Genomic DNA, 19,677 nt, shown 5'->3' on the forward strand with positions numbered 1-19,677 from the left:
TTCCAACCTGCCCGCCTCGCTGAAAGCCTTGCCACTGCTGGCTCTCCCGCCTCCCGCGCCCCGTTGTCCGGAGCACGAAAGAGCGAGATTCTAGCGAGCCGGACGAAGGCTTGCAAGCGTTATTTTGATACGCATGAATAGCACCAGAAATGGCGCGAAGACGGCACAACAAGAACTGACGAAAACACCCTCACTCAAACAACTGCGGCAATCGCATGCCTTTGCATCACTCGCTCGACTACATCCAGATAGTGATCGAGATCGGGCGTCACACGATTCTGTGCTTTTGCGCGGTCGTCCCACTTGCGAAGACGCACTGCGTCTTCGGCGTAGGCCCTCTTCAGGAACATCGCAGCGTCTTCCTCACTGAAGATGCCGCCTTGCAACTCCAGACTCCGCACCGAGTCGGCAGATAGCAGGCTTAAATAGGTATTGTCGATCGCGCATAGGCAGCGCTTGGCGTCGACGTGCAGTCGAATCGGCTCCAACACCGCATCCGACAACACCGGTCGCAAGAACGGCAGCGCAAAATACTGATGCAGATCGTCGATACCGCGCTCGCTCGGCGTTTCGCCTTGCAGATTCAGCAGATGTCCGAGGTCGTGCAAAAAGGCGGCGGCGACCAGTTCGTCGGCGGCGCCCTCTTCTTCCGCCAATGCGCCGCTTTGCAATGCGTGTTCGAGTTGCGTCACCGGCTCGCCGCTATAAGCGATATTGCCGTGTTGCTCGAATAACGATCGGATGTCGCTCAGACTCAATGCCACCTCATTACTCCCACGGTAGTGAAAACGTCTTCAGGTTGGTGAAGCTCTTCATCGCTTCCTGAACGCCTTCTTTATAGCCAAGCCCGGAATCCTTGATGCCGCCGAACGGCGTCAATTCGATCCGGTATCCGGGCACTTCCCATACGTTGACCGTCCCCACGCGTAGCTCATTGATAAAGCGCGTGATCGCGTCCTGCCGGTTCGTGCACACACCGGACGACAACCCGAACGGCGTCCCGTTGCTGATGCGGATGGCGTCGTCGAGCGTCTCGAAGGCAATGATCGGCGACACGGGCCCGAAGGTTTCCTCGCGCACCACCGTCATCGACGGGTCTACACAATCGAGGACCGTCGGCGAATAAAGCGCACCGTTGCGTCGGTTGCCGATTCGCAGGCGCGCGCCAACCGCAACCGCTTCGTTGACGCGCGCCTCGAAAAGCTGCGCCGCGGCGACGTCGATCACAGTGCCCATCTGATTGGAAACATCGAACGGATCGCCGAAAGACCATGCACGCGTTTTCTCGACGACCAGGTCCGTAAAATCCGCCGCGACGCTCTTCTGCACCAACATCCGCTTCACCGCGGTACAGCGCTGTCCGGAATTCTTATACGAGCCCTGCACCGCCAGCGTCGCCGCGCGTTCGAGGTCGGCGTCTTCGAGCACGATCAACGGATCGTTGCCACCCAGTTCCAGTACGACGCGTCGATAGGCCGCCTTCGCGGCAATGTATTTGCCGATCGTCACGCAGCCCGTGAAAGTGACGAGCTCGACAAGCGGATGCGTAATCAGTTCATCGGCGATTTCGCGCGGGTCGCCCGTCAGCACCTGGAGCATCGGTGCGGGCAAGCCGGCTTCATACAGAATGTCCGCCAGATAGAACGCCGACAACGGCACCTTCTCCGACGGCTTGAGCACAACGCGATTATTCGTCGCGATCGCCGGCGCAATCTTATGCGCGACCTGGTTCATCGGATGGTTGAACGGCGTGATCGCGACAATCACCCCCGCCAACGGCTCGCGCTGCGAAAACACCCTGCGTTTCTTGCCGTGCTGCGTCAGATCGCAGGAGAAGCTCTGGCCGTCGTCGCGCAGTGCCTCGATCGATGCGAACTTGAAGACATCGGCGACGCGGCCGATCTCATAGCGCGAATCCTGTTTCGACAAGCCCGATTCGAGCGAAATCAGATCGGAAGCCGCTTCGGCCCGCCCGCGCAGCAACGCCGCGGCGCGCTCGAGAATCTGCGAACGTTCGTAGCGTGTGAGCTTCGCCTGATAAGCGACGGCATAGTCGAACGCGGCGCGCACGTCGTCCACGCTCGCCAAAGGAACTGTGCCAACCCGCGTGCCGGTGTACGGATCGAACACGTCGAGCGTGCGTGCGCGCGTCGCGCGTTCGCCTTTGAGCCGCAGCGCTTCCGCCCGAAAGGCCGGATGGTCCTGCAGCATCGCGTTCATGATGCCGCCACGCGATTCAACGCGACGTCGAAGATATCGAAGTTGCGCAGCCTCTTGCCAGCCGGCAGCGCCTCGACGCGCCGGTTGAACAACAGCGGCACTTCCCGCTCGGAAATCCCGCCATGCGAGCGCAACGGCACGGTCAGCCCAGACAGGTCGTGCTCGTCGCGCCGCGTACCGAGCACCACATGCTTCGTGCTCACCACGACGATGTCGCCGACACGGTCGTTCGGCAACTCGAACCGCTCGCATGCCGCGCGATTGTCGAGCACGATTTCGATGCCCTGCAAACCGCCGATCCGCTCGATCACCTGCGCAACGTTCACATCGCGCGGCAAGTAAATCGTCGCAAAGGAACCGAGTGCGCCGTGATGCACGACATACGGATCGGTGATCGGCAGAATCACGCGCGCCTTCCCCAAGCCGAGCCAGTCGTCCAGTACGTCCTGCAGATAGATCACGTTCGGCTCGCCGGTCAGCGGATCGTGCTTGGCGTTCATGCCGTGGTCGGCGGTGAGCCCGATCACCCAGCCCAGTGCATCGAGCCTGGCGAGGTAGCCGTCCATCATCGCGTAGAACGCATTCGCGCCTTCGGTGCCCGGCGCCCATTTGTGCTGGATGTAGTCGGTGGTCGACAGGTACATCAGGTCGAGCTTGCGCGTTTGCGCGAGCCGCACGCCGGCAGCGAACACGAATTCGGACAGACCGGCGCTATAGACATCCGGCACCGGCAGGCCGACCAGATCGAGCACCTCGTCGATGCCGTTTTCCTCGCGCGTCACCTGATCGGCCTTTTCCGCCGAGAAGCAGATGCCCTTCAATTGCCAGCCGAGCAGGCGGCGCAGCTTGTCTTTCGCGGTGACCACGGCAACCGCGGCGCCCGCTTCGGCGGCGGCGGCCAGCAAGGTGCCGGCGCGCAGATAGGCGGGGTCGTTCATCATCACTTCCGCGCCCTCGCCGCCGTTCGCGTCCGGGTCCCAGAAGTAATTGCCGCAGATGCCGTGCACCGAGGGCGGCACGCCGCAGACGATCGACAGGTTGTTCGGGTTGGTGAACGACGGAATCACGCAGTCGCCCTTGAAGGCCGCTCCGCTCCCGAGCATCCTGCCGATGAACGGCGCCACGCCTGCCGCGACCGCCGCCTCGAGATAGTCGTATTCGCAGCCGTCGACGCAGACGACCACGGTAGGCTCGACCGGAAGCCGATAGCCACGGCCGTTCACTTCGATACTGCGTTCGCTTTGAGTTGCCATCGTTACCTTCCATACGTGCAGATCACGCTTGCTTGCAGCCGATCCGGTGCAATCAATCCCTGACAGACCGCTCTATCCCGCCCAACGCGCCCGCCGGTTCGCAGGCCGCATGGGCGCGCCGCAAGCCGCCGTTCACATGCGCGCGCATCAGCGCGGCGGCCTGTTCGGCATCGCGCGAGGCCAGCGCCGTCAGAATCGCGCGATGTTCGGCAAGCGAGCGCTCCATCGCGTCGGCATGCACCACCAGCGCGGCGCGGCGAAACAGGCTCAATTCGCTCACCAACCTTCGATAGGTCTCGTGCAGCTTCACGTTGCCCGCCGCCGCGACGATCGCGTCGTGAAACGCCACATTCGCGCGCGCGTAGGCATCGTGGTCCCGGGCATCGAGCGCGGCGCGCATGGCGTCGAGCCACTCGCGCAAGCCCGCGAGCTTTCGCGCGTCGATACTCGAAGCCAGCATCCGGCATGCCGCTTCTTCGAGCACCGCGCGCACCGCATAAATCTCGTCCGCTTCCGCCAGCGACACCGTCCGCACGAACACGCCGCGGTTTTTCTCGGTGCGCACGAGGCCGGCTTGCTCCAGCGCACGAAACGCTTCGCGCACCGGTCCGCGCGACACTTGCAGACGCGCGGCCCAGTCGGCTTCATTGAGTTTGTCGCCGGGCGCCAGCGCCCCTTGAACGATGTGCCGCTCGATTTCGTCGCGGACCAGCGCCGTCAACGAATGCCGGCGCACAACCTCGATCGGATCGGCAGAAGCAGAAAGCATATATTCTGTCATTTTGACAAATTTTGCCACATCACCATGTGTTTGCGTACCCCATGGCACGCAAACACAAAAATCAGAAGTTGCGCGTCAGTCCAATCGACGACGCGGAACGCGCGCCGCAATCAGCAGCAGCGCAGCAAGCGAAACCAGCAGCAAAATCAGCGACAGCGCGGACGCCGGCAGGTAATAGCCGCGCTCCACCTGCCCGACGACGACGATCGGCACCGTCGCGAAACCCGGCGGGTACACGGTCAGCGTCGCGCCGAGTTCGCCGAGCGACAGCGCAAAGCCCAGCGCAAGACTGGCGCGGATCGCCGGCACGAGTTGCGGCAGCACGACGCGGCGCAACACCATCGACGGCGGCGCCCCGAGGCTTGCCGCTGCTTCGCGCAGGATGGTCAGCTCCGGGCGCAGCGCGGCGGCGGCGCACCGGTAGCAGAACGGCAGCACCAGCGCGAGTTGCACGAACACGACGATCGCCGCCGAACTGGACAGATCGATCGGACGCTTGTGATACGCGATCAGTACCGCCAGCCCGAGCACCACGCTCGGCACGCCGTTGGGCATCATCGCGACCGTATCGACGAGAGCGCCGAGGCCGCGGCGGTCGCGCCCTTCGAGCGCCAACGCCAGCCACAGGCCGAGAATCGTCCCGAGCACCGAGACGCCCATGCCGATTTCGAGGCTGGTGGTCAGCGCGTCGAAGTCGCTCGCGCCGAGCCGCTCGAACCAGCGCATGCTGAATCCCTCGGGCAAGATCGTGCCGGACCAGTGCGCGGCCACGCTCGACAGCGCGACCACCAGCACCGGCAGAACGAACAGCCAGAAGCACAGCAACGCGGCGAAGCCGAGAAACAGGCTGCCCAGCATTCGCACCGCCAGACTGCGGCGCACCAGCCGCGCCTTCTTGTGCATGACCGGCAATACGGTCGGGTCGAGTTCAACGGCCATGGTCCGCTCCTTTCACCTTGCGCCGGTTGACCTGGCGGTACAACGCGTACAGCGACAAAGACATGATCAGCATCACGACCGCACCGGCGGCGGCGGTCGGCAAGTCGAGATCGACGGTGGCGGAACTGTAGATCGCGACCGGCAGCGTAATCAGATGCGCGCTGCCGAGCACCAGCAGAATGCCGAACTCGTTGAGCGTCAGCAGAAAACACAGGATCGTGCCGGCGGCAATGCCCGGCCACGCGAGCGGCAGGATCACCTTGTAGGCGACCATCCAGCCATGCGCGCCGAGGCTGCGCGCGGCTTCGACCAGACGCATGTCGAGCGTGGCGAACGACGCCAAAGTAGGACGCACGACGAATGGCGCGTAGAACACCACTTCCGCGAGAATCACGCCGCCTATGCCGAACAGGAAATCGAGCGGCGGCGCCTGCAGATGAAAGAGCCGCTGCAAACCGATGCTCACCGAGCCTTGCGAGCCGTACAGAAAGATCAGCGTGAAGGCGACCAGAAATGACGGGAACGCGACGAACAATTCGAGGAAACGCGTAACCATGCGCGCGCCGGGGAACGGCTTGAAGAACAGCAGCGACGCCAGCGCGACGCCTAGCAGCGACGCGAGCCCGGCGCTGATAAACAGGATCCACAGCGTCGTGCCGACCACACCGCGCGTCTCCGGATTGCCGAAGAAGGCGGCATAGGCTTGCAGGCTCAGACCGTGCGGACCGGTCAGGCTCAACAGCACAAGCCGCACGAGCGGATAAATGACGAGCGGTCCGAGGACGACCACCGCAATGAACAGCAGATGCCATTGCGCCGCGCGTTCGCGGCGCTTCACCGCGGCCGCATGCGCCGCAGCACTGGCGCTGCGGCGGGCGTCGGCGGCGGCCGAGCTGCGCGAATCGTCAGGGGCCTCAGAGGTGGATAAGGACGACATCGTCTGCCTCATAACGCAGGGAAATACGCGCGCCCTTCTCCGGCATCATGCCTTGGCCGCGCTGCATCGTGACCAGCACGGGTTCGTTGGGCATCGCGTCGAGGACGACCGACACCGACAACACAGCGCCGTACCACTCGACTGACGTGATCGCGCCATGCAACTGGCCTTCGCCGAGCGGCACGATACGCAGCGCTTCCGGACGCAGACAGGCGACGCGCTCGCGCTCGTTGTAACGCACGTCGTCCATGCCGAAGGCAACGTGTGGCGGCAGCAGATTGGCCGCGCCCAGATAGCGAGCGACAAACGCGTCGTTCGGCGTGTCGTACAACTGCTGCGGCGTGCCGAGCTGCGCAATGCGCCCTTCGCGCATCAGCAGCGTTCGATCGGACAGCACGAGCGCGTCGTCCTGATCGTGCGTCACACAGATGATCGTCAGGTTCGGCAGGCGCTCATGCAGCGCCTTCAGTTCGGAACGCACCGACGCGCGCAGATTGGCGTCGAGTGCGGACAAAGGTTCGTCGAGCAGCAGCACGTCGGGCTCGATCACTAGCGCGCGCGCCAATGCCACGCGCTGCTGCATGCCGCCCGACAACTGCTCAGGCATCACATGACCGGCGTCGCCCAGTTGCACGAGCTTGAGTGCATCGGCGACACGCCGCGTCACGTCCTTCGATGGCGTGCGGCGCGCGCGCAACCCGAAGGCCACGTTGTCGAACACCGACAGATGCGGGAACAGCGCATAGCTCTGAAACAGCAAGCCGAGATTGCGCTTGTGCGGCGGCACGTGCGTGAGGTCGTGACCCGCTACGGTCAGCGTACCGGACAGGCCGTCCGCTTCGGTAAACCCGGCAACGAAGCGCAACAACGTGGTCTTGCCACAACCGCTGCGGCCGAGCACGGTCAGCAATTCGCCGCGCTCGATGGTCAGCGACAGATCGTCGAGCACCGTGCGCGAACCGAAGCGCACCGTCAAATGGTCGATCTGCACGCCGCCCGGCGTGTTCGAACGCGCGGCGTCGAGCGCGTCCGGTGAGGCGCCGAGCGCGCCTGGATCGGCAAGACTGGCCGTATTCACCGGGTTCATCCTCCAACTGGATTGATGCTGATGCGGCGCCCCGCGAGAGACACGAGGGCGCCGCCTGATTCGACTGCCAAATGCAACTCGCTGCGTGCGGCTTACTTCGGCTTGACAACTTCGATCTGCTTGCCCGACGAACCGATCACGTCGTTCTTCCAGCGTGCGGTCCAGTCAGCCTTCTTCGCCATCACCTGGGTCCAGTCCACCGGAATCAGCTTCACACCCGAGATCGCCTGCTTGACCGCTTCACCGTTCTTGCCGGCGAGCGGCACGTCGGTGCGGCCCGGGATACCGAAGATATCCGGCACCTTGGCTTGCACGTCGGTCGACATCAGGTAGTCGATCAGCTTCTTGCCTTCAGCCTGGTTCGGACCGTTCTTGATCAGGCCGATCGCGTACGGCAGCTGGAACGTAGTAGGCTGGCCGCCGGCGCTGGCGGCGAGGAAGATCGGCTTGAGCGACAGGCCGCCGTTGGCGGCGTCGTCGAGATCCATTTGCAGGTCGCCGTTGGCGAATGCGATTTCGTTACGCGAAAGCAGCACGTCGAGGTAGCCGGTGCCCTTGGTGTGGAACTTGGCGCTCTCTTCGAGCTTCTTCAGAAAATCGAATGCCTTGTCTTCGCCCATCAGCGACGTGGTCAGGATGATCACCGCCATGCCGTCGCCCGCCGTGGCCGGGTTCGAGTAGGCAACCTTGCCGGTGAAGTCCGGGTGCAGCAGGTCGGCGAAAGTCTTCGGCTGGGTCTTGGTGACTTCCGGATTGATCGCGAACGAGAAATAGTTGTTCACGAAGGTCGCCCACGCGCCATTCGGGGCCTTGGCGATGGCCGGCACGTTCTTGTAGTTGGCGCTTTGATAAGCCTGCAGCAGACCGCTCTGGTCGGCTTGCTGGATGAACGGCGGCAACGTGACGATCACGTCGGCCTTCGGCTGATCCTTTTCGATGGTGGCGCGGTTCACCACTTCGCCGCTGCCCGCCGTGACGATGTTGACCTTCACGCCTTCCTTCTTCTCGAAGGCCGGCAGCACATCCTTATAGAGGTTTTCAAGGCCGTCGGCGGTGTACAGCACCACCGCGTCGGCTGCGTGGGCCTGCATCGCCGCGCCGCCGAAGGCTGCAGCAGCGATCAGCGCCGGCAGCAGTTTGCGCGCGAAGCCAACCGTGGCGCGTAGGGAATTCGTCGTTGTCATGTCGCTCTCTCCGAAAGGCAAAAAACCAGACGGTCGGGAAAACCCGATACCTGTTGTGATTGAACGGCGGTTGCGCCGCGCCGCTTGCGTGTTGCCAGCAGCCCGTTGCCGCGCAGATTCGTGCGGATTGCAGATTGCCGACAACTTTGCCGCTTCTTCTCCAGCCTGACTTACAGCCCACCTACGACACTTGCGCTGTCTGCCATGCCTGAACGGGCACAGCCAGAATCACAGGTTTCCATGACAACGCCATGAACATTTTGTCGAATTCCACAAAATGACACAATTCACCAATAATATACAAATAGAGCTTGCCGCCACGCTACGTGGGCGAGGCGTATTCATCTGACGACGGAGGCTGTGTGATCCTTGGAAACGACCCAATCCTGCTGACCCCAGGGCCGCTCACCACCTCGCCCCGAACGCGCCAGGCGATGCTGCGCGATTGGGGTTCGTGGGACGCCGCATTCAACCGTCTGACGCATAGCGTGTGCGCCGACCTCGTGAAAATCGTACATGGTGAGCATGACCATGTATGCGTGCCGCTGCAAGGCAGCGGCACGTTTGCGGTCGAGGCGGCGATCGGTACGCTGGTGCCGCGACAAGGCTGTGTGCTGGTGCCGAACAACGGCGCGTATTGCGCCCGCCTGATCCGGATATTGCAGCGCATGGGTTTTGCTTATGTCGAGCTGCCGCTGCGCGAAGACGAACCGGTCAGCGCCGCCGCCGTCGAAGACGCCTTCAATCGCCACTCGCGCATCACCCATGTCGCGCAAGTGCACCTGGAGACGAGCGCCGGTCTGCTCAATCCGCTCGACGATATCGCCGCGGTGTGTCAGCGGCACGGCAAGAGCCTGATTGTCGACGCGATGAGTTCGTTTGGCGCGCTGCCGATCGATCTGCGGCGAGGCGGCATCGACGCGCTGATCTCGGCGAGCGGCAAGTGCCTCGAGGGCGTGCCGGGGATGGGTTTCGTCATTGTGCGGCGCAGCGTGCTGGAACAGAGCGAAGGCCGTTCGCCATCGCTTGCACTCGATCTGCACGATCAATATGTGTATATGCAGAAGACCATGCAATGGCGTTTCACCCCGCCGACCCATGTGGTCGCCGCATTGCGCGAGGCGCTCGATCAGTTCATCGCGGAAGGCGGACAGCCCGCGCGCGGCGCGCGCTACGCACGCAATTGCGCGACCCTGGTCGGCGAAATGAAGGCGCTCGGTTTCGAGCCGTTCCTGAGGCCGGAAGTGCAGGCGCCGGTGATCGTCACGTTCCACGCGCCGCGCGACCCCGCGTGGAATTTCGCGGAGTTCTACGCCGCGGTGCGCGAGGCCGGTTACGTGCTGTATCCGGGCAAGCTGACGCAAGTGGAAACATTTCGGGTCGGCTGCATCGGCGCAATCGACGCGAACGAAATGCACAACGCGGTGGCCGCGATCGGCCGCACGCTGGAGCGGCTTGGCATCCGCGTGAAGTAGCGGGATAAACGAGGGGGATAAAGGGTGATAAACGCTCAGGACAAACGAGCGGAACAAACGCTCAGGCGATCAGGATTTCCGGCCCATGCGCGGCGATCGCCTTGCCGAGTGCCTTTTCGGGCGCGAGTTCAGTCACGAGATAGCGCGCCGACTCGATACCGTTGATACGCACCGGCGTCACCCGCCCGAACTTCGAATGATCGGCGACGATGACCACCGTGTCGGCAGCGGCGATCATCCGGCTGCGCACTTCGGCGGCCATCCGGCTGTAGTCGGTCAGGTAGCCGTCCGGCGAGATGCCGCCCGCGCCAATGAACGCGAAGTCCGCGTGGTACTGCGTCAGTTGATGGACGGTGTCGAGGCCGAAAGTGGCGTCTTCGATATCCGACAGTTCGCCGCCGAGCAGCGTCACGCGGTTGTCGTTGCGGCGGCCGAGCAGCAGCGCAATGCGCCAGTCGTTCGTGTACACCGACAACCTGTGCCGGTCGAGCAACGCCCGCGCCACCGCTTGCGTGGTGCTGCCCGAATCGACGATGAGCGATGCGCCGTCCGGCACGAATTCGGCCGCGCGTTCGCCGATCGCCCGCTTGGCGCCGGCGTTGACGGCTTCGCGCGTATCGAGATCGGGCTCGCGCCGGTCGCTCGACAGCGCGCCGCCGTGGGTCGTGACCAGCAGGCCGCGCCCGGCCAGCGCGTTCAGATCGCGGCGGATCGTTTCGCGCGACACGTTCAGTTCGCGCACCAGTTCAGCGACCGAGAGCGCGCCGTTTTTGACAACTTGCGCGAGGATGTATTGGTGACGTTGTTCTGCGAGCATTGACGGCTTTTCCTTCATCATCCCGCGAGAGGCTTGTCACGCGAGGCGTTTCTTGATCAAACGCCCTTCAGATAAGGGCTTTTTGCATCCGTAATCTGCGCCGCAAGAGGCATCTACGGTCATCTGCAAGTTGCTAAACTCCAGATGTTGGCGTAACTTTTTTCACTCACTCGCCGAAAACCTACGCCGACCATGCGATTTGATGCCAAGGCCGCGAAACAGCTAAAGCCGGATACCCACATGGGCTTCGAGGCGTTCCCAGGCCTTCGTCTGGAAGCGACCGCATCGCGGCGCAGTTGGACCTACCGATTCAAATCTCCGGTCGACGGTAGGATGCGTCAGCAGAAGCTGGGAGAGTGGCCAGCAATGTCCTACGCTGCCGCGATAGTCGAGTGGCAAGACATTCGGGCGCGCCGCGACGCTGGCGAAGACCCCGTTCTCACACGCAGGGCATCGAACCGGCCTGTGATGGCTTCGACGCCGGAATCATACACGGTGCGAAAACTGTGTGAGGATTTCCTCACGGACCACATTGAAAGGTACCGTGATTCGCTCGGCGCCGCGCAGTCCCGTCGGCGCATCATGACAAAGATCGCCCCGATTGCCGGCTTACCAGCCGCCTCGATCACGCGAAAACAGGCGTTCGACCTGCTCGATGGGGAGCGTCAGGCACCGCGGAATGCTGCCATTCTGCGCTCCGAGCTTGGCGCAGCGTGGGATTACGCGCTGGACGCGGGCCGCGTTCCAGAGGACACCCCAAACTGGTGGCGGCAGGTCATGCGCGGCAAACTGAGAAGCGTGGGGCGAAAACGCGGCGGAAAGGTGGAGAACGTCAAGCGCGTGCTCAGCGAAGACGAGTTGGCTATTCTCGTCCCGTGGCTGTCGATGCTGTCAGAAACGATCTCCGACGTGCTGACCATGTATCTATGGACCGGGCTGCGCGGCGGCGAAATAGTCGTGATGGAAGGCAAGGAAATGTCGAAAGAGTCGGACGGCTTGTGGTGGACCATTCCAAAGGCGAAGACCAAGAACAAGAACCGGGCGTCCGCTACCGACCATCGCGTGCCGCTGGCCGGGCGCGCGGAAATGATTGTCCAGCGTCGGCTAGGACTGTACGGGAAAGGCTACCTGTTTCCGACTGCCGACAGCCGCCATATACCTCAGAAAAGCGTGCAGGCCGTTGTATGGGCGCACCAACCCTACTCGCTCAAGCCGGGTCAGACGTTGCGACCGCAACTACCTGTGTCACATTGGGCGCCGCACGATCTGCGCCGCACGTCCCGAACTATGCTGGCTGCTCTCGGGTGTCCGCACGAGGTGGCCGAGGCTGTTCTCGGTCACGTGCTGCCGGGCGTCGCGGGCGTGTATAACCGGCACAGATACGATAAGGAGAAGCGCGAATGGCTCACGCGGCTCGCGACCCATCTTGAACGTATAACGGGCAACGCCGGAGGCGAAGACAAAGAATAAGCGATAGAATTTGCGACTGCACATCGGGCGCCGCTCGTCGGTCGATCTGATCATTAGGCGGCGATGGATGATTTGCGGCGCCCACTATTCTGCTTCCTTACACTACTCCGAATGCTGGGTGTCGCGCCCCCGACCACAGAACGCCTTACGCGGGCGACTATCGCGGACATTATCGTGCGCTACCTATCCTAATGGAAGGCGCCAATGACTGATCTCCCGATCCCGGTGACGGGACGGACGCTGCACGACCTTGTTCGAAAAACGCACGGACAATCCTCGGCGCGGAGAGGTGCGTCAACGGGGTAGCCGACAACATCATTCGTCACATCAAGCTGAGTATCGTCCGGGGCCGAGCGGCGATAACCTCTACGGCTACGATGCCGGAAAACGCGAATGGCTCACGAAGTGGGCCGCTCGCCTTGAGGAATTTGCCGCTTTCTAGCGCCTGTGTTCTCCGGCGGCAGCAGGTCAGCAACCGGACGAGCGTCAGCCCACTTCCGGACCTCGTGTGCGAGCCATCCCACCCTGCGGCCCGATAGTAACCGCGGTTCAGGGAAGCTTTTCTCGCGCACCAGTTTCTGTACGGTCGTCGGCGACAAGGAAAGCGCCTCTGCCACTTCTTTCAGAGAAAAACAGATTTTCATCGCCGTTTCCACCTTCCGTCTGTTGCCGATAACTCCCTATCCGCACGGCACTGCTTCCAATACGAACGGCGTGGGAATGTCGAGAGCGGCTAACGGGTCAAACGTGTGCAAAGCGTACTTCCGAATTTAACGGATGAGGTCGAGTTGAGCAAATCGCCTTGCGAGAACAAAATTGCGTTTAGCGGCGCATCGATTGAACGATGGCTTTCTCACGAGTTCCCCCGGAGTCCTATGCAAAATCAGCTTGAGCTGAAAATCATCGGTGCCATGCTTCCTGACGTTGATTTTTTTTATTCAGCGTTCCGTAAAGCATATGTAGCAAGCAGCCTTTCGGGGCATGAATGAAGTCGCGTTTCACACCTAGCTCGCTCTGGTCGGACGCACTGGCTCATGCCTGCGGCGCTAAGGTTGCGCGTGGACTAATGTTTTCAGCGGGGTAACCCTTTGGGCAATCTGCGGAGCCATTCGGAAATAAAACTGCCAGTTGCCGGCTGAAACAACCTCATCAAGCTTGCACCCCGCCCGTCCGTGTTTGAGGCCCCACCGTTAGGGATCGTCGTCAACAACGATGCGGCAGATCCTTCGCTCGAGATCGACTGCGACGGAGGGATGCCAAAACGCCTTCAGCGCCTTGTCTGTCGGGCCATCGGCTAAACCAGGCTTCGCCTACCCATACTTTTACCCATACTTGCCGAGGTCGCAATTTACATCCTTTCCGCATGTCGGTGATGAGATTGCTGCTCGGGATATGGGCATTTGTCACCGACGGCCACCCGCCGCACTTACTTCGTCGCTGTACCGGCTCGCCGAGCAAATCGGTCCAGGAACTGGCTCGATCGTACCAAATATTAGCTCGATCGTGCTAGAATCCACGTCATGTCCCAAATTGGCGATGCCCTCTTCTCCGGTGCGCAACAACCCGTTCTGGCCCGAATTTTCGGGGAGCCGGATCGGTGGTTCCATGTCAAGGAATTAATCCGCCTCACTGGACTCGGCAGCGCGACCGTGCAGCGTGAACTTGCCCGACTGGAAAAAGGAGGGCTTGTCGAGACGCGACGCATTGCCAATCTCAAACAGGTACGCGCCTTCGCATCCAGCCCTGTATATAGCGAGGTGCGCCAGATTGTGCTGAAAACGTTCGGATTCTCTGAAATACTACATGACGCGCTAACGCCGTTGGCATCCGAAATAAAACTTGCGTTTGTGTATGGCTCTGTGGCGCAAAACCGTGATCATGCCGGCAGTGACGTTGACCTGATGATCGTCAGTGATACCCTTACCTATGGACAGATCATGGCGGCCCTTCAACCGGCGGAACAGGCTCTGGCACGCCCAATCCAGGTTACCCAGTACACCGTCAAGGAATTTCTGGAACGAAAGCAGCAAAAGCATCACTTCATTGCAGAAGTGCTTCATCACCCCAAGCTCATGATCATAGGAACCGAAGATGACATCGACCACACTCGATAATCTCGTCCGGATCGGGAAGCTAAAATCGCAGCCACCCAGCCGAGGCGAATTCGAAAGCCTGCTCAACCTTGCCCGGACCCTGCTCGTCACGGTAACAGACAGCAAGGGCATGGCGACAGAGAGCCAGTTCGTCCTTGCATACGATGCGGCCCACGCTGCATCGCGCGCCGCGCTGCGCGCTTTTGGCTACCGCAGCGAGGATCGCTATCTAGTCTTCCAATGCCTTGAGCATACGATCGGCTGGCCCCCAGAAAAGTGGCGAATACTTGACACCTGCCACCGTCGTCGCAATGCGGCCGAATATGAAGGCAACGTGGACCTTCCAGCCAGTCTGACGGCGGAACTTGTCGGCCTCACCGCCGAGCTTATTGACTCTGCGTCAGGCCTGGACCATATGCTCCCTTCAGATTGAGGCGCACGCGTCGCTAGTCCCGGCTCTAAAGGAAAACCGCCAACTCTAGCGAAGGACGTTGGGCTGTACCATCCAGCGACCTGGCTCAACGAGGCTAGTCCGACCTCCCGCGTACGTCTGATGCGGACGTAACGGGAGGTTGCAGACAGGCAGTCCGCCTTCGCAATGACCCAGTTTATAACTGCGCGGCGCTGGATCGATGCCGGAGCCAGTTGCCACATAACCGACAGCGAAATACCGGCGACGTATGAGGTGCGCATTAAAGCTGCACTCGCGCTGGACATTCCAGGCAATAACCTCCACGTCCAGCTTCCACCGCAGTTTCCCGCAGACATTGCGTCCTCGCTAATCGACGCCATGCTCGCACCGTATGTTCGGTAGCCGCGTCACGGAAAGCGGGCATGACTTCGATAGGTAGCCGTTTACGGGGTAACCAAATGCTCCGGTCATCCACGCGGGGTGCCTTGGGGGGCGGTGGTTCGGCCTTAGCGGACGCTCGTCTATTGACGTTGACATTTCAGCCCACTGATATTGACCTGCCATTCCGCCGAGTGGAACGGCCACCGACCTTGCGGAATGGGTATTTTCAACTCGGCTTGTCAGAAAACGCGTTGATATCCGTTAGGCAGCGCTCGCTCGTTTGTGGTGCTTTAAGAGTGGTTCCGGAACGAATAACAAATTGCCACGCGCTCTCGAACATGCGACATAAAGCTTGTTTCGAGTCTCTGGATTGAGGTCTGACAAAGTGCCAGCCTTCCAAGCTTTGACCGCATTTGGATGCAAAACGACGCACACGTCTTCATAGTGATCAAGGCCTTTTGACGCCCCCCAGTTCTGAGAGTAGCAGTCGTACTTGTAGTGTTCTTTCAGAAAAAGCTTTACGGTACCAAGTGATTCGTAAAGCTCCTGCGCAACCATGGGATCTTCGATCAATTTAACGCTGGTGAGCGAATTCGAGTGAGACTCAATACTGATGCCTATCTTCTCGGAGATGAAGTCGCACACCGGTTTGCTGCATCTGCGGCTCTTCATCAGCGACGAGAGATCTATTTCCATCTTCGCAGCTTTGAAACGCGCCTTGTACGCTTCATAGTCTGCGTGCAGATTGATGTTCACGTTGCCGTCGCGACTTGTGTCGTACGTATGCTGATAAAAATCGCCCACGAACATGCACTGGACATCGCTCTGGCAAAGCGACATCAGCAGATTGAAATCGTGCCCAGCAAAGTCCTGCACTTCATCGATAAAGAAGGCGTCGAAGTACTTTTCTATCCGCGCGATCACATTCTTGACCGTGCCAGTTTGCTCCAGGTACTTCGCCAATCGATGGTGATATAGCCATCGTCCCGCCGTCATGTAGCGGCGGTCGTTTGTAGCGCGAAAGTTGGGCTCATCTACTGACGGTCGCCGGAACGTCATTCCCTTCGTTCGCTTCTCGTTCAACAAGAACGGGCGATAGCAGAACGAATGCAGAAACGTGAAGTACGTGTAGAGGACTATGTTCGTCGGAAAATAGCCAAATTTCTTGACGATTCGGATCCGCAAATTGTCCCTGTTTGCTTCGGTGAAGGTGACGAGCAGGACACGCCGCGCCTCGTCCAGCTGTTCGACAATCTTGTATGTCTTGCCAGAGCCTGCAACGGCGAAGATTACTGTTTTATCCACGTCACTGCCTCCCGAATGTAGGCCGGCGCAACTAGATCGTCCGCCTTCTTTGCGAGGAGTTGGAACGCTGCCTCTGCCTTGTTGTCTAGCATGTACTGCTGAACAGTTAGCTTCTTTCTGCCAGCAGCGAATTGATCGTCGCATGCGGCCTTGTTGTCCTCATACATGCAGATCTCGAAGGTGGATCGCTTGTCATTCGGGTCGGCGAATATTTTGATCGTAGCCACGTTGTAGTTGACGTAATTGTCTACGCACGTCTTCTGATATGCGCCGTCGTTATCACGGATCGCCGCTATCTTGATTTTGAGAACCTTGGCGAGATCAAAGTAGCGTTTGAAGCTGGTACCGTCGACGGAGATGATGTGAACGCCATCTTTGTCCAACGAACCACCTTCTGCGTGTTTCTTGTAAAGTGTCTCCATCAGAATGAACTCAGCATCGCCCTCCACCAGAATTGCTTTCTTGCACAGGGCAAGCTCGAGTACGTTGTTGTCCGGGGCTTTCATGAAAAAGCCCGCGGTATCAGAAGGGAGACCCGTCAATGATGTAGGGCATGAAGGATCGCTCTCGCTGAGAATGATCGCTTTCTGCAGGTTCAGGCGAGTGCAGATCAAACTGCTATGCGTCGCGATAAAGATTTGCTTCTTCGTCGCATTGCTGATGCGGTCAATGAGTTTCCGCGTATGCACATGACTGAGGTGATTCTCAGGTTCCTCTAAGAGCACGACATCCAACGTGTGTTCGCGGTCTCGCAAAGCGAATTCGATCTTGATGAAGCATTGACGCCCCTTCCCCTTGCTGTCAATGGGAATGTCGCTTTCGGTAATCATGATGTCCGTTTCAATGCTGGCCTTCGGGCTACTTCTAACGCCAAATTTATAGTCGGGCAATTTGTCGTTGATATCGGCCAGCACAGCGTCACGAAACCTCGTTTTGGCGTTCCGGTACTCCAACCCATGACGGTTTCGCTCCAGTACCGATGCATTCGCCAGATACATGGATCGCGTGTATTCGCGCGTCGCGTATTCGTTGTTGATCTGAGAACTGTCAATCAACAGATGCTTGAGCGGCTTCTTGTAGGGATGAACCGGATGCCCCCCGAAGGTCGAGAAATGGATAGCGTAGTATTCAAACGGGAAGCTGGAATTGGGGTCCTTCAAGACCTCACAGATATGCTTGGTGTATTCATCTACAGGCTCGCAGACGAATTTTATCCCATCAACTTCGACGTCCCGCCTGCTGTGGTTCTTGCCGTTCAACTCGTGATCGGCGAACCCGTCGAGATGAGCTTCTATGAACATCGTCGGAAGATCGGCGATCTTGCGTGGGCCGGCCATAAATTCTTCGATGCAGGCCGCATTGAACAGAGATTCCAGACCGATCCCCTCTACCTTGCTGCGACTTGCGCTCATGACCAGATCTAGTGCTTGCAGCACTGAACTTTTTCCCGCCTCGTTTCCGCCGATCAGGATATTCAGTTCCTTATCGAATTCGATCTCCAGCGTCTTGAAGCGCTTGAAGTTTTTCAGTATCAGCTTTTTGATGGTCTTCATTCCCCATGCCTTTCGTTCGTGTGATTGTTTCTTCCATGGTCGTGTTAAATCGTACCCCACCCGGCGGCGATGGTGTTCCTCTGTCGACTTTCTGCCCTGCTGTTACTCATGCTTATGGCCGTTCGGCATCCTTTAACCAGTTGTAAAAGGTATCCCCGCCGGATCGAAGCAGAGTGTCATGAACCGCAACGACGCGCCGCAGGAATTCCCCACTATCGGATTCTTCCCGCTCTTCCGCTTCTTGAAACAGCGCGCTGAAGATGGACGGTTGAAAGAACAACGTCCCTTCTTCGGACCACGCCAAATCATCGAGCATCGTCTCGATAGCCAAGAGCGTTTCGTCCGGAGCATCGACAGCATTTGCTGCCAGCCACTCAAAGAAGGACGTAGCTACGGTCTGTTGCGCCGGGTTGATCCTGCTTCTATACACAAACATGGCTCGTAGCAGGGTCTGGGACACATAGTGCGGAGCTGATTCCGCATCGAACAGCCGATGATCCACCTCGCTGGCGACAACCGTTGATGATGGCGCATATTGCAACACCCACTCAATCATCTCAAGACACGCGGCCCGGTGTTCGGCAAGTCCAGCGTTGGTGGCAAATACGCGGGCAGCACCAGCCCACGCCGACTCATCTTCGATGCCCTCAAGGGACGTCTTTATATGAGCTGCAGATACGTGCCCCGAGAGGTACGCCAGACATACGATATGCGCCCAGGAGTCGTATGCGCCCGCTTCGTACATTAGCGCAAGGTACGGATCCACTTTATCAAAATCATGATGATAGGCATGGTAAAGACACGATTCGGCCTCAGCCCATATCGACGCGTTGGCACCTTGGGTTGCGAGAGCGAAAAGAAGCCAACCCAAATCCGGGTCCGCCTGCTGCAGTTGTGGCAGGAAACGAATGATGGCAAAACGAACGCCGGCGTTCACGTCAGCCGCAAGGCGCTGAAGCGTCGATGCAAGCTCAGCGGGAATGTGTCGATCTTCTGCCAATCGAGCCACGGTTTTCGTCGCTGCTTGAGCGGCGATCCCTCTTGTACTGTTTAACGCTGTCATCGCCAAATCGCTCCCCTCCTCTTCCGGATCCTTAGACAAGGATATGCCCACAAGATGAAAGGCAAACCGGGAGAGTTCAAGCTCATCTTCGATGATGTCTGACAACGCTTCAAGGGCCTCGGCAGCAGCCCGAGTACCGCGCCATGAAGTGGGATGGCGGTCGAGCTCATCCAATATCAGCTTCGCAACCACGGGGCCAGAGGGTTCTTCCTCCGGCGTCCACCCGCTGGTATTCCCGAGGTTACCAAAGCGGTAACCCAGGTGCCGACTCACACCCGCAAGGATGGCAGCGCCGAAGCGATCATCAATCTGTGGCCAATACTCAGCAAGCAGCGACAGGAATCGCACCGGACATCTTGACGCGGCCTCTGACAACTGCGTCGCGACAGAATCAGGTCCCCCCATGCTAAGAAAATCGTCTCGGAAGTAACTCCAACTGTATTGACGCAAAAGAAGGATGACAGCGGAGGGCGAAAGCTCAACGAAGCGTTTGTACTCAAACGGGGGGGCGACCCATCCGCTCCTGCGTTCTATCCTCGGCTTGCGATCGAAATCGCCAAACCGATCGCGCAGCTGGTTTAGGTCATCTCGTTATACAGAAGTGTCGTAGCCGTCGCGCAAGATCTGGATGGTGATCACAGCATCCATGACTCGCTGCATGCCGATCCACAGCGTCTTCGCGCCCGGTTCGCCATCGCTCTTGCGCC

At 59.8% G+C, this 19,677-nt stretch carries 17 protein-coding genes; 4 read left to right on the forward strand and 13 right to left on the reverse strand.

From position 1 onward, the window contains the following. Positions 1 to 194: 194 nt before the first annotated feature. The 8 genes from DLM46_RS37895 to phnS all read right to left on the reverse strand — a co-directional run bounded on the left by DLM46_RS37895 (position 195) and on the right by phnS (position 8,401). Positions 195 to 764, reverse strand: a complete 570-nt coding sequence (locus tag DLM46_RS37895) for a phosphonate degradation HD-domain oxygenase (protein WP_115109922.1) — start codon at positions 762 to 764, stop codon at positions 195 to 197. Between the two features lie 4 nt (positions 765 to 768). Further along, positions 769 to 2,220, reverse strand: a complete 1,452-nt coding sequence (phnY, locus tag DLM46_RS37900; protein WP_115109924.1) for a phosphonoacetaldehyde dehydrogenase — start codon at positions 2,218 to 2,220, stop codon at positions 769 to 771. Next, a complete protein-coding gene (gene phnA, locus DLM46_RS37905; protein ID WP_115109927.1) occupies positions 2,217 to 3,473 on the reverse strand; it encodes a phosphonoacetate hydrolase in 1,257 nt (418 codons plus the stop codon). Before phnA ends, phnY begins: the two co-directional genes overlap by 4 nt. Before the next feature lie 52 nt (positions 3,474 to 3,525). Beyond that, positions 3,526 to 4,254, reverse strand: a complete 729-nt coding sequence (locus DLM46_RS37910; protein WP_115109930.1) for a phosphonate utilization associated transcriptional regulator — start codon at positions 4,252 to 4,254, stop codon at positions 3,526 to 3,528. 75 nt (positions 4,255 to 4,329) lie between these two features. After that, positions 4,330 to 5,193: a 2-aminoethylphosphonate ABC transport system, membrane component PhnV gene (gene phnV / locus DLM46_RS37915; RefSeq protein ID WP_115109933.1), complete on the reverse strand. Its 864-nt coding sequence runs from the start codon at positions 5,191 to 5,193 to the stop codon at positions 4,330 to 4,332. Continuing rightward, entirely contained in the window at positions 5,183 to 6,130 is a 948-nt protein-coding gene (locus DLM46_RS37920; protein WP_115109936.1) for a 2-aminoethylphosphonate ABC transporter permease subunit, read from the reverse strand. The genes phnV and DLM46_RS37920 overlap by 11 nt, the downstream gene beginning before the upstream one ends. Further along, positions 6,108 to 7,208: a 2-aminoethylphosphonate ABC transport system ATP-binding subunit PhnT gene (gene phnT, locus DLM46_RS37925; protein WP_115109966.1), complete on the reverse strand. Its 1,101-nt coding sequence runs from the start codon at positions 7,206 to 7,208 to the stop codon at positions 6,108 to 6,110. Before phnT ends, DLM46_RS37920 begins: the two co-directional genes overlap by 23 nt. A 101-nt stretch (positions 7,209 to 7,309) precedes the next feature. Further along, a complete protein-coding gene (gene phnS, locus DLM46_RS37930) occupies positions 7,310 to 8,401 on the reverse strand; it encodes a 2-aminoethylphosphonate ABC transporter substrate-binding protein (RefSeq protein WP_115109939.1) in 1,092 nt (363 codons plus the stop codon). 362 nt (positions 8,402 to 8,763) lie between these two features. Between phnS and DLM46_RS37935 the strand changes: the two genes are divergently transcribed. Continuing rightward, positions 8,764 to 9,876 carry a 2-aminoethylphosphonate--pyruvate transaminase gene (locus DLM46_RS37935; RefSeq protein ID WP_425274055.1) on the forward strand — a complete coding sequence of 371 codons (1,113 nt, stop codon included), beginning with the start codon at positions 8,764 to 8,766 and terminating at the stop codon, positions 9,874 to 9,876. A gap of 61 nt (positions 9,877 to 9,937) precedes the next feature. Here the strand turns inward: DLM46_RS37935 and DLM46_RS37940 are convergent, their stop codons facing one another. After that, complete coding sequence (locus DLM46_RS37940) at positions 9,938 to 10,693, reverse strand: DeoR/GlpR family DNA-binding transcription regulator (protein ID WP_115109973.1); 756 nt, start codon at positions 10,691 to 10,693, stop codon at positions 9,938 to 9,940. Between the two features lie 192 nt (positions 10,694 to 10,885). Here DLM46_RS37940 and DLM46_RS37945 point away from each other — a divergent pair, with 192 nt between their 5' ends. Beyond that, entirely contained in the window at positions 10,886 to 12,163 is a 1,278-nt protein-coding gene (locus DLM46_RS37945) for a tyrosine-type recombinase/integrase (RefSeq protein WP_115109943.1), read from the forward strand. A 398-nt stretch (positions 12,164 to 12,561) separates the two neighbouring features. Here the strand turns inward: DLM46_RS37945 and DLM46_RS37950 are convergent, their stop codons facing one another. Next, positions 12,562 to 12,807, reverse strand: coding sequence for a helix-turn-helix transcriptional regulator (locus tag DLM46_RS37950; protein WP_115109946.1), 246 nt, complete (start codon positions 12,805 to 12,807; stop codon positions 12,562 to 12,564). Positions 12,808 to 13,683: 876 nt separating this feature from the next. Between DLM46_RS37950 and DLM46_RS37955 the strand changes: the two genes are divergently transcribed. Together DLM46_RS37955 and DLM46_RS37960 are read left to right on the forward strand one after the other, a co-directional pair. Beyond that, positions 13,684 to 14,277: a nucleotidyltransferase domain-containing protein gene (locus DLM46_RS37955; protein WP_115109949.1), complete on the forward strand. Its 594-nt coding sequence runs from the start codon at positions 13,684 to 13,686 to the stop codon at positions 14,275 to 14,277. Then, on the forward strand, positions 14,255 to 14,689 hold the full coding sequence (locus DLM46_RS37960; RefSeq protein WP_115109952.1) for a hypothetical protein: 435 nt from the start codon (positions 14,255 to 14,257) through the stop codon (positions 14,687 to 14,689). Before DLM46_RS37955 ends, DLM46_RS37960 begins: the two co-directional genes overlap by 23 nt. Before the next feature lie 621 nt (positions 14,690 to 15,310). Here the strand turns inward: DLM46_RS37960 and DLM46_RS37970 are convergent. The 3 genes from DLM46_RS37970 to DLM46_RS37980 form a co-directional block, all read right to left on the reverse strand. Continuing rightward, entirely contained in the window at positions 15,311 to 16,354 is a 1,044-nt protein-coding gene (locus DLM46_RS37970; protein ID WP_115109957.1) for a UvrD-helicase domain-containing protein, read from the reverse strand. Beyond that, the gene (locus DLM46_RS37975; RefSeq protein ID WP_115109960.1) at positions 16,339 to 17,907 is read right to left on the reverse strand and encodes an ATP-dependent nuclease; all 1,569 of its coding nucleotides are present in this window, start codon (positions 17,905 to 17,907) and stop codon (positions 16,339 to 16,341) included. Before DLM46_RS37975 ends, DLM46_RS37970 begins: the two co-directional genes overlap by 16 nt. A 112-nt stretch (positions 17,908 to 18,019) precedes the next feature. Further along, positions 18,020 to 19,318, reverse strand: a complete 1,299-nt coding sequence (locus DLM46_RS37980; RefSeq protein ID WP_133300450.1) for a hypothetical protein — start codon at positions 19,316 to 19,318, stop codon at positions 18,020 to 18,022. Positions 19,319 to 19,677 lie beyond the last annotated feature (359 nt).

This window comes from Paraburkholderia lacunae (genome assembly GCF_003353175.1).
Lineage (GTDB): Bacteria > Pseudomonadota > Gammaproteobacteria > Burkholderiales > Burkholderiaceae > Paraburkholderia > Paraburkholderia lacunae.

Bases quoted from the DNA above. Each gene is read 5' to 3' on its own strand.
- phnY (WP_115109924.1), bottom strand. From the start codon at position 2,220: ATGAACGCGATGCTGCAGGACCATCCGGCCTTTCGGGCGGAAGCGCTG.
- phnA (WP_115109927.1), bottom strand. From the start codon at position 3,473: ATGGCAACTCAAAGCGAACGCAGTATCGAAGTGAACGGCCGTGGCTAT.
- DLM46_RS37910 (WP_115109930.1), bottom strand. From the start codon at position 4,254: ATGACAGAATATATGCTTTCTGCTTCTGCCGATCCGATCGAGGTTGTG.
- phnV (WP_115109933.1), bottom strand. From the start codon at position 5,193: ATGGCCGTTGAACTCGACCCGACCGTATTGCCGGTCATGCACAAGAAG.
- DLM46_RS37920 (WP_115109936.1), bottom strand. From the start codon at position 6,130: ATGTCGTCCTTATCCACCTCTGAGGCCCCTGACGATTCGCGCAGCTCG.
- phnS (WP_115109939.1), bottom strand. From the start codon at position 8,401: ATGACAACGACGAATTCCCTACGCGCCACGGTTGGCTTCGCGCGCAAA.
- DLM46_RS37940 (WP_115109973.1), bottom strand. From the start codon at position 10,693: ATGCTCGCAGAACAACGTCACCAATACATCCTCGCGCAAGTTGTCAAA.
- DLM46_RS37945 (WP_115109943.1), top strand. From the start codon at position 10,886: ATGCGATTTGATGCCAAGGCCGCGAAACAGCTAAAGCCGGATACCCAC.
- DLM46_RS37950 (WP_115109946.1), bottom strand. From the start codon at position 12,807: ATGAAAATCTGTTTTTCTCTGAAAGAAGTGGCAGAGGCGCTTTCCTTG.
- DLM46_RS37955 (WP_115109949.1), top strand. From the start codon at position 13,684: ATGTCCCAAATTGGCGATGCCCTCTTCTCCGGTGCGCAACAACCCGTT.
- DLM46_RS37960 (WP_115109952.1), top strand. From the start codon at position 14,255: ATGACATCGACCACACTCGATAATCTCGTCCGGATCGGGAAGCTAAAA.
- DLM46_RS37975 (WP_115109960.1), bottom strand. From the start codon at position 17,907: ATGAAGACCATCAAAAAGCTGATACTGAAAAACTTCAAGCGCTTCAAG.